At 61.9% G+C, this 9,526-nt stretch carries 7 protein-coding genes; 6 read left to right on the top strand and 1 reads right to left on the bottom strand.

Annotated elements, in window-relative coordinates; genetic code table 11:
• Window positions 1–159: 159 nt before the first annotated feature.
• The 5 genes from D7S44_RS10360 (at window position 160) to D7S44_RS10340 (ending at window position 6,460) form a co-directional block, all read left to right on the top strand.
• The gene (locus tag D7S44_RS10360; protein WP_240629452.1) at window positions 160–1,494 is read left to right on the top strand and encodes a TolC family outer membrane protein; all 1,335 of its coding nucleotides are present in this window, start codon (window positions 160–162) and stop codon (window positions 1,492–1,494) included.
• Window positions 1,495–1,499: 5 nt separating this feature from the next.
• On the top strand, window positions 1,500–3,671 hold the full coding sequence (locus D7S44_RS10355; protein WP_371315487.1) for a type I secretion system permease/ATPase: 2,172 nt from the start codon (window positions 1,500–1,502) through the stop codon (window positions 3,669–3,671).
• The gene (locus D7S44_RS10350; protein ID WP_120454555.1) at window positions 3,668–4,888 is read left to right on the top strand and encodes an HlyD family type I secretion periplasmic adaptor subunit; all 1,221 of its coding nucleotides are present in this window, start codon (window positions 3,668–3,670) and stop codon (window positions 4,886–4,888) included. Before D7S44_RS10355 ends, D7S44_RS10350 begins: the two co-directional genes overlap by 4 nt.
• Window positions 4,889–5,074: 186 nt before the next feature.
• Complete coding sequence (gene speB / locus D7S44_RS10345) at window positions 5,075–5,998, top strand: agmatinase (RefSeq protein WP_120454553.1); 924 nt, start codon at window positions 5,075–5,077, stop codon at window positions 5,996–5,998.
• A gap of 18 nt (window positions 5,999–6,016) precedes the next feature.
• Window positions 6,017–6,460, top strand: coding sequence for a YidB family protein (locus D7S44_RS10340; protein WP_371315485.1), 444 nt, complete (start codon window positions 6,017–6,019; stop codon window positions 6,458–6,460).
• A 38-nt stretch (window positions 6,461–6,498) separates the two neighbouring features.
• Here the strand turns inward: D7S44_RS10340 and loiP are convergent, their stop codons facing one another.
• A complete protein-coding gene (loiP, locus tag D7S44_RS10335) occupies window positions 6,499–7,257 on the bottom strand; it encodes a metalloprotease LoiP (RefSeq protein WP_120454549.1) in 759 nt (252 codons plus the stop codon).
• Between the two features lie 273 nt (window positions 7,258–7,530).
• Between loiP and tkt the strand changes: the two genes are divergently transcribed.
• Window positions 7,531–9,522: a transketolase gene (gene tkt / locus D7S44_RS10330; RefSeq protein WP_120454548.1), complete on the top strand. Its 1,992-nt coding sequence runs from the start codon at window positions 7,531–7,533 to the stop codon at window positions 9,520–9,522.
• Window positions 9,523–9,526: the final 4 nt, after the last annotated feature.

Below are 9,526 nucleotides of genomic sequence, written 5' to 3'. Positions count from 1 at the left end.
CGCAGGGATGCGCCCCTTTCTCTAACTGACGAGTGGAAAACGAGGGATCGGATGCAATCAAGCGCAATATATCGCCGTTCTTTTAAGCTCAGCGTTCTCTGTGCTGGCATCGCTTTTTTTACAACTTCCCCTCTGGCGGCCGGCAGCGACGTCGCGCAGATGGCCAGCCAGATCACCGCAACCGGCCTGGCGAAACAGCAGGATCTCCCTTCATTAACCGGCGAGAGCGCCGAACCCGCGCTGGCGCGCGTCCCTGACACCCTGACGATCAATCAGGCGGTGCAGCGGGCGATCCAGTGGCATCCCGATATCGCCGAAGCGGTGGGAAAACTGCTCGAACAGGCCGATCAGGTCGACGTGGCGAAAGCCAAATATTATCCGCAGGTCAGCGCCGGTATGAATAACGGCTACAGCAACAGCTACAGCGAGAAGGGGTTTAGCCCCTCCTTCGTGCTGTCGTTTTCCCAGATGCTCTACGATTTCGGCAAGGTCAGCAGCTCGGTGCGCTCCGCCGAGGCGGGCGTCGCCCAGCAGCAGGCCAACGTGCTGCTCAGCATTGATACCGTGGCGCACGACACGGCCGCGGCGCTGATTCAGGTGCAGGGTTATCAGCAGCTGGTGAAGATCGCGCAGGAGCAGCTGACGGCGCTGATGAAAATCGGCGATCTCGCGCGCCAGCGCAACGATGAAGGCGCCGCCTCGCTCTCCGACGCGACGCAAACCGACGCCCGCATCGAAGGGGCGCGCACGCTGCTGACGCAGTATCAGGCCAGCCTCGACCGCTGGCGCGCCACGCTGGCGACCTATCTGGGCTGGCCGCTGGTGAAAAAAGTCAGCGACGACTTTCCCGCCAGCCTGACGCGCTCCTGCGATGTCGCGAAGGCGGATGACCGGACCAACCCGGCGGTGCTCGCCGCCTGGGCGCAGGCCAACGAGGCGCAGGCGAAGCTGGACAACGCCAACGCGCAGATGCTGCCCACCATCTCGCTGGAGCCGCAGGTGACGCACTACCTTAACAATCACTACGCCAACAGCGAGACGCTGGATCGCACGCAATATTCAACCTGGGTCAAGGTCGAGATGCCGCTCTATCAGGGCGGCGGCATGACCGCCAGCCGCAATGCTGCCGCCAACGCGCTGAGCGCCGCCAACGCCGCGGTGAATTCGGCGCGGCTAAAGGCGCGCCAGCAGCTGAGCGAATCGCAGAGCCAGTCGCAAAGCCTGGCGCTCAGCCTGGCGATTCAGGCGCGGCAGCAGCGGCTCGGCGAGAAAACCCAGTCGCTCTACCAGGATCAATATCTGCAGCTCGGCACCCGTCCGCTGCTCGACGTGCTCAATGCCGAACAGGAAGTGTTCCAGACCCGCTTCACGCTGCAGCAAACCATCAGCCAGTTACGCTCGTTGCAGCTCGACTGCCTTTACAGCACCGGCCATATGCGGTCGGCGTTTGCCCTGAATAATCAGCGGATCCAGTCCGTGGAGATCCAGCCATGACGCAAATGCAGCTTCCAGAGACGCCCGCCGGAAAGCCCGACGGGGCTGAAGGCGGGGTGCCGTTACAGGGCTGGGCGACAGCCATTATCCTGATCGCCGGTCACTATCGCTTGCCCTGCTCGCCGGGCATGATCCTTGCCGCCAGCGAGTGGCAGGGCAAACAGACGCGCGACAAAGCGCTGCGCCATCTGGCGCGCCAGGCGGGCATGTCGCTGCAGCTTTACCAGGATAATAAATGGGAGATTAACCACTGGCGGCTGCCGCTGGCGGTCGAGCTGGCGGACGGGCAGGTCGGGGTGATTACCAGTTTCGACGGTGAAGATGAGGTGCGGGTGCACTTCAGCGGCGATGAGCAGCCGACGCCGCTGTCGCTGGGCGCGCTGCTGCCCGATATCCGCTTCGCCGCCGCCTTTCGTCCGCTCACCGCCGCGAAAGACAGCCGCGTCGACCGCTATCTGGAGACCATCAGGCCCGACTGGCTGCGTCGCCTGGTGCTGCGCGATCTGCGGCCCTACGGCTACGTCATGCTGGGATCCTTTCTGATCAACCTGCTGGCGCTGGTGGGCATCATCTTCTCGATGCAGGTTTATGACCGGGTCATCCCGGCGCAATCCTATCCGACCCTTTACGTGCTCTACGGCGGGGTGATTATCTCGGTGATCTTCACCTATATCCTGCGTGTCGGGCGCGATCACGTCACCGATCTGCTGGGCAAACGGGCCGATATGCGCGTCTCCGATCGGGTGTTCGGCCATGCGCTGCGCCTGCGCAACAGCGCTATCCCGCGCTCCACCGGCACCTTTATCTCGCAGCTGCGCGAGCTGGAGGCGATCCGCGAAATGGTAACCTCGACCACGGTCAGCTCCATCGTCGATATGCCGTTTTTCCTGCTGTTTATGCTGGCGATGGCGATTATTGCGCCGCAGCTGGCGTGGATCGCGCCGGTGGCGGTGATCCTGATGATCCTGCCCGGTCTGCTGCAGCAGAAAACGCTGGCGAAGCTGGCGCATCAGTCGCTGAAAGAGTCGACGCTGCGCAACGCGGTGCTGGTGGAGAGCGTGCAGGGGCTGGAGGATATTAAGCTGATGCAGGCGGAGGATCGCTTTCTGCAGCAGTGGAACAGCTATATCCGCATTACCGCGCAGTCCGGCGTTGAGATGCGTAAAGTGATGCACTCGCTGATTAGCTGGGGCGTTACGGTGCAGGGGCTGGTCTACGCCAGCGTGATCGTTATCGGCGCGCCGATGGTAATCAACGGCGATATCACCACCGGCGCGATTGTGGCGGCGTCGCTGCTCTCGTCGCGCATGATCGCCCCGATGGGCACCCTGTGCGGCGTGCTGGCGCGCTGGCAGCAGGTCAAGGCGGCGAAAAGCAGCCTGGACGCGCTGATGGCGCTGCCGGTAGAGAACAGCAAAGATGAAACCCGCATCCACTGTCCGGTACTGTTCGGCCACTACCAGTTCAGCGAGGCGATGTTTCGCTACTACAGCGACTCCGCCACTATTGCGCTGCGCATCAAGAGCCTGACGATCAAGCCTGGCGAGCGCGTCGCGGTGCTGGGTCGCAACGGATCGGGAAAATCGACGCTGCTGCAGGCGATGATCGGCGGCATGGATCTGGTGGGCGGCGAGCTGCGGCTCGATAACCTGAGCCTGCCGCATATCGATCTTGCCGATGTACGGCGCAATGTCGGCCTGATGACGCAGAATGCACGGCTGTTTCACGGCACGCTGCGCGAAAACCTGACGATGGGCGCGGCGCACGCCAGCGACGAGGCGATCTTCGCCGCGCTGACGGTCAGCGGCGGCGCGGACTTTATTCGTCGCCTGCCGCTCGGCCTCGATCATCCGGTGATGGAGGGCGGCGTCGGGCTGTCCGGCGGACAGCGTCAGTCAGTGCTGCTGGCGCGCATGCTGCTGCGCGATCCCAATATTGTGCTGCTGGATGAGCCGACCGCCTCGCTGGACGATCACACCGAAAAAGAGTTTATCGAACGGCTTGGGCAGTGGCTGAACGGCCGCACGCTGATTGTGGCGACCCACCGCGCCGCCATCCTCGCGCTGGTGGATCGCGTGCTGGTATTAAAAGAGGGGCAGCTGGTGATGGACAGCCCGAAAGAGAGCGCGCTGCCGCCGGCGCGGCCGTCGCTTAACCGGCCGGAGGATAAGGCATGAGCGAGCTATCGACAAAACTGCGGCTGGTCGCGCCCGAAGTGGAGGCGTCAGACGATATCAACGGCGATCTGCATTCGGAAAGCTACTACAGCGGCGCGGTGCGCCTGATCGTCATCAGCTTCTTTCTGCTGCTGGCCGGGCTGATCTGGGCGTGGTTCGGCGTGCTGGATGAGGTGTCGACCGGCACCGGTAAAGTGATCCCCAGCTCGCGCGATCAGGTGCTCAGCTCGCTGGAGGGCGGGATCCTCGCCGAGCTTAACGTGCACGAAGGGGATCGGGTCGAGGCGGGGCAGATCGTGGCGAAGCTCGATCCGACGCGATCCGTCTCCAGCGTCGGCGAGAGCGCGGCGCGCTACCGGGCCGCGCTGGCGGCCAGCGCGCGTCTCTACGCCGAGGTGAATGACCAGCCCTTGCGCTTTCCGGCAGAGCTGAAGGCCTTCCCCGACCTTATCGCCTCTGAAACCCGGCTCTACAATACCCGACGCGCGCAGCTAAAAGACTCGACGGCGCAGATTCAGGAGTCGCTCGGGCTGGCCAACCGCGAACTGGCGATCACTCAGCGGCTGGCGAAAACCGGTGCCGCCAGCAGCGTCGAGGTGCTGCGGCTACAGCGCGACAAGTCCGATCTGGAGCTGAAGCTCACCGATATGCGTTCGCAGTATTACGTGCAGGCGCGCGAGGATCTGGCGAAGGCGTCGGCGGAAGCGGACAGCCTGGCGCAAACGGTGAAGGGACGCGAAGATACCGTCAGCCGCCTGACGCTGCGTTCGCCGATGCGCGGCATTGTGAAAAATATCAAGGTCACTACCGTTGGCGGGGTGATCCCGCCCAACGGCGAGCTGATGAATATCGTGCCGATGGACGATCGTCTGCTGATTGAAGCGCGCCTCTCGCCGCGCGATATCGCCTTTATTCATCCGGGCCAGAAGGCGCTGGTGAAGATCTCCGCCTACGATTACGCCATTTACGGCGGGCTGCATGGCGTGGTGGAGAGCATCTCGCCCGATACCATTCAGGATGAGGTCAAGCCGGAGATCTACTACTACCGCGTCTTTATCCGCACCGAAACGGATTACGTGCAGAACAAAGCCGGTCGCCGTTTCTCTATCAGCCCCGGCATGGTCTCTACGGTGGATATTAAAACCGGCGAGAAAACGGTCATGGATTATCTGGTTAAGCCGTTTAATCGCGCCAAAGAGGCGCTGCGGGAGCGTTAATGGCATCCCAATACTTTTTATTCAGGCGCGTCGCGGATTGCAGCGCGCGCCGAACTCCGCAATAATTGCGTAAAATGCGGCAACGCAAAATCCCTTCCTCGTCGGGTTTAACGACGCGGAGGGGATTTTTTTTATCAAGCCTTTTATCACCTGTAACTTAACGCCACGCGGCAGTGAGGATGATTTATGTATAACACCCTGGGCAATCAGTATGACAATTCGCTGGTCTCAAACGCCTTCGGCTTCATGCGTTTTCCTGTGAACTTCCAGCCTTACGACAGCGACGCCGAGTGGGTGATCACCGGCGTGCCTTTTGACGCCGCTACCTCCGGCCGTCCGGGCAGCCGCCTGGGCCCGGGCGCGATCCGTCAGATCTCCACCAACCTCGCCTGGGAAGGGTGCCGCTGGCCGTGGGATTTCGACCTGCGTCAGCGACTGAACGTCGTGGACTGCGGCGATCTGGTCTACGCCTTTGGCGATTCGCAGGATCTCTCCGACAAGCTGCAGGCGCACGCGGAAAAACTGCTGGCGAACGGCAAGCGCATGATGACCTTCGGCGGCGACCACTACGTTACGCTGCCACTGCTGCGCGCCCATGCGAAGCATTTCGGCAAGCTGGCGCTGGTGCATTTTGACGCCCATACCGATACTTACTCCAACGGCCCGACGTTCGATCACGGCACGATGTTCTTTACCGCGCCGAAAGAGGGGCTGATCGATCCGCAGCACTCAGTGCAGATCGGCATCCGCACCGAGTTCGACAAGAGCCTGGGCTTTAACGTGCTGGATGCGGCGCAGGTCAACGATCGCAGCGTCGACGATATCCTGACGGAAGTGAAGCGCACCGTCGGCGATCTGCCTGTCTATCTGACCTTCGATATCGACTGCCTGGATCCGGCGCACGCGCCCGGCACCGGCACGCCGGTTATCGGCGGCCTGACTACCGACAAGGCCACCAAGCTGGTGCGCGGCCTGCAGGGGCTGAACATTGTCGGTATGGATCTGGTAGAGGTGGCGCCGGGTTACGATCACGCCGATCTCACCTCGCTGGCCGCGGCGACGCTGGCGCTTGATATGCTGCACGTTCAGGCGGCGAATAAAGGTAAGTAATTTTTCAAGCCGGGCGTTATGCCGCGCCCGGTTTTAACCTTAACGGAGAGCAATATGGGCCTGCTTGATGAATTAGTCGGTGCTTTAGGCAACGGCAACGGACGCAATACCTTAGGCGAGCTGGAAGCGGTCTGGAACTGGGTGCAGGAGCAGGGCGGTATCGAAGTGCTGCTGCATAAATTCCAGCAGGGCGGACTGGGCGAGATTTTAAGCTCCTGGATCGGCACCGGCAGCAACCAGTCGGTGAGCGGCGGTGAGCTGCGCTCGGCCTTCGGCGAGGAGGCGCTGCAGTCGCTGGCGCAGAAGCTAGGGACCGATGTGAACGGCGCCTCCGGCAAACTGGCGGAGCTTTTGCCGCACCTGATTGACCGCATGTCGCCGCAGGGACAGATGGACGATCAATCCCTGCACGATAAGCAGCTCGATCTGGGATCGATGGTAGATCAGCTTTTCAAGCGATAACAGATTGCGTGCGCCGCCAAAGAGCGACGCACGCTCGCTTATTTTCCGGCGTCTGCCGCAATACGATCGCGGATATGCTGCGCACGCGCCGCGGAGTCAGGATGCGAATCAAACAGGGTGCTCTGCTGGCCCTGCTGCATCTTCGCCAGCTTTTCAAAACTGGTCGCCAGCCCCAGCGGATTAATGCCGCGTTTCTTCAGTAGCTCGTAAGAGTAGTCATCCGCCTGCGACTCCTGGGTTTGCGAGAACTGCGCGTTGACCAGTTGTTCGCCCAGATCGCCCAGCTGCGACTGCGACAGCGAGCCAATAACGCCACCCACCGAAGAGGCTGCGGTGCGCGCCGCCGTGGTGCCGAAGGCGACCTGCATCGCCTTGCGCGTATGGCCCAGCGCGACGTGTCCCATCTCATGTCCCAGCACGCCTTCGACTTCGTTGTCGTCCATCATATCCATCAGGCCGCTATAGACGCGGATGCAGCCGTTCGCCATCGCCCAGGCGTTAACGTCTTTGGTGACGTAGACGCGGTAGTTGGCTGGCGTACCGTTAATGTTGTCGCCCAGCGCGGCGGCGATCTTGTTCAGGCGCTGCTGGTAGGTGCTGTCGGCTGGCGCGAGCTGGTTCTCTTTATCCATCTGCGCGCAGGATTGATCGCTGAGCTGTTTGACCTGCGCGTCGTTGAGGGTGTAGGCCTGAAAAGCCTGAGCGCCCGACTGCAGCAGCGCGTTATTGTCCATGCCCTGGCAGCCGCTGAGCAGCGCCGCGAGGCTGATTGCCATGATGCCTGTCTTGATCTTCATGCGTACATCCTGTCAGTAACAAGGTAGGAAAAACCGGTACCTGAAAAAGGGTCAGATACAGTAAAGAGTGGGTTATAGCCTGTAGTCAGCCACTTCGCTAGCAGACATTGCCGCAAATGCCAGGCGAAGCGGCGAGATTTAGCACGGTGCGGCATGTACTTTTGCCCCGATTTTCATGTACATTGATGAGCGACTTTTTCCTTGTTTTGCCCGATAAATCATTAATAACAATGAGTTAAATAGGCGAATCATTAATCCGACCTGGAGTAGAAAATGCCCTCTCGTAAAGAGCTTGCCAACGCCATTCGCGCGTTAAGTATGGACGCAGTACAGAAAGCCAAATCGGGACATCCGGGGGCCCCGATGGGTATGGCAGATATTGCCGAGGTGTTGTGGCGCAGCTACCTGAACCATAACCCCACCAACCCGCAGTGGGCCGATCGCGACCGCTTTGTGCTGTCGAACGGCCACGGCTCGATGCTGATTTACAGCCTGCTGCACCTCACCGGCTACGATCTGCCGATGAGCGAGCTGCAGAACTTCCGCCAGCTGCATTCCAGAACTCCAGGTCACCCCGAATATGGCTACACTCCGGGCGTTGAAACCACCACCGGCCCGCTGGGTCAGGGCATTGCCAATGCGGTCGGCTTCGCCATCGCCGAGCGCACCCTGGCGGCGCAGTTCAACCGTCCGGGTCATGAGATCGTTGACCACAACACCTGGGTGTTTATGGGCGACGGCTGCATGATGGAGGGGATCTCCCACGAGGTCTGCTCCCTGGCCGGCACCCTGAAGCTGGGCAAGCTGGTGGCGTTCTATGACGACAACGGCATCTCTATCGACGGCCATACCGACGGCTGGTTCACCGATGACACCGCGAAGCGTTTCGAAGCCTACGGCTGGCACGTGGTGCGCGGCGTGGACGGCCACGACGCGGACGCAATCGCCCGGGCGATTGACGAGGCGAAAGCGGTCAGCGACAAGCCTTCGCTGCTGATGTGCAAAACCGTTATCGGCTTCGGCTCGCCGAACAAGGCGGGCACGCACGACTCGCACGGCGCACCGCTGGGCGACGACGAGGTGGCGCTGACCCGCAAGCAGCTGGGCTGGACGCACGCTCCGTTCGTTATCCCGTCAGAGATCTACGCCGAGTGGGACGCGAAAGAGGCGGGCCAGGCAAAAGAGGCGAAGTGGAACGAGAAGTTCGCCGCCTACGCGCAGGCGTACCCGGAGCTGGCCGCCGAGTTCAGGCGTCGCGTCAGCAACGAGCTGCCGGCCAGCTGGCACGAAGAGTCGCAGAAGTTCATTGAGCAGCTGCAGGCCAACCCGGCGAAAATCGCCAGCCGCAAGGCCTCGCAGAACGCCATCGAGGCGTTCGGCAAGCTGCTGCCGGAATATCTGGGCGGCTCTGCCGACCTGGCGCCGAGCAACCTGACCATGTGGTCCGGCTCTAAGCCGATCAACGTCGACCCGGCGGGCAACTATATCCATTACGGGGTGCGCGAGTTCGGCATGACCGCCATCGCCAACGGCCTGGCGCTGCACGGCGGCTTCCTGCCTTACACCGCCACCTTCCTGATGTTCGTGGAGTATGCGCGCAATGCGGCGCGTATGGCGGCGCTGATGAAGATCCGCCAGATTATGGTCTACACCCACGACTCTATCGGCCTGGGCGAAGACGGCCCGACCCACCAGCCGGTGGAGCAGCTGGCCAGCCTGCGCACCACGCCAAACATGAGCACCTGGCGTCCGTGCGATCAGGTCGAGTCGGCGGTGGCGTGGAAATACGCCATCGAGCGTAAAGACGGCCCGACCGCGCTGATCTTCTCCCGCCAGAATCTGGCGCAGCAGGCGCGCAGCGCAGAGCAGCTGGCGAACATCGCGCGCGGCGGCTACATCCTGAAAGAGAGCGACGGCCAGCCGGAGCTGATCCTGATTGCGACCGGCTCAGAGGTTGAGCTGGCGGTAGCGGCGTATGACAGGCTGAGCAGCGAAGGGATCAAGGTGCGCGTGGTCTCCATGCCGTCAACCGACACCTTTGACAAGCAGGACGCCGCGTGGCGCGAAGCGGTGCTGCCGAAAGCGATTGGCGCGCGCGTTGCGATTGAAGCGGGCATTGCGGACTACTGGCAGAAGTACACCGGCCTGCACGGCGCGGTGGTGGGGATGACCTCCTTCGGCGAGTCTGCTCCGGCGGAGCAGCTGTTCGAAGAGTTCGGCTTCACCGTGGACAACGTGGTGGCGCAGGCGAAAGCGGTACTGTAAGAAG

The organism is Pantoea piersonii (assembly GCF_003612015.1).
Lineage (GTDB): Bacteria > Pseudomonadota > Gammaproteobacteria > Enterobacterales > Enterobacteriaceae > Pantoea > Pantoea piersonii.
The sequence above is the reverse complement of the archived record's forward strand: the minus strand, read 5'-3'. Positions and strand labels throughout refer to the sequence as shown.

Coding starts and splice junctions, on each gene's coding strand:
- D7S44_RS10350 (WP_120454555.1), top strand. CDS start 3,668: ATGAGCGAGCTATCGACAAAACTGCGGCTGGTCGCGCCCGAAGTGGAG.
- tkt (WP_120454548.1), top strand. CDS start 7,531: ATGCCCTCTCGTAAAGAGCTTGCCAACGCCATTCGCGCGTTAAGTATG.
- loiP (WP_120454549.1), bottom strand. CDS start 7,257: ATGAAGATCAAGACAGGCATCATGGCAATCAGCCTCGCGGCGCTGCTC.
- D7S44_RS10340 (WP_371315485.1), top strand. CDS start 6,017: ATGCCGCGCCCGGTTTTAACCTTAACGGAGAGCAATATGGGCCTGCTT.
- D7S44_RS10355 (WP_371315487.1), top strand. CDS start 1,500: ATGCAGCTTCCAGAGACGCCCGCCGGAAAGCCCGACGGGGCTGAAGGC.
- speB (WP_120454553.1), top strand. CDS start 5,075: ATGTATAACACCCTGGGCAATCAGTATGACAATTCGCTGGTCTCAAAC.
- D7S44_RS10360 (WP_240629452.1), top strand. CDS start 160: ATGGCCAGCCAGATCACCGCAACCGGCCTGGCGAAACAGCAGGATCTC.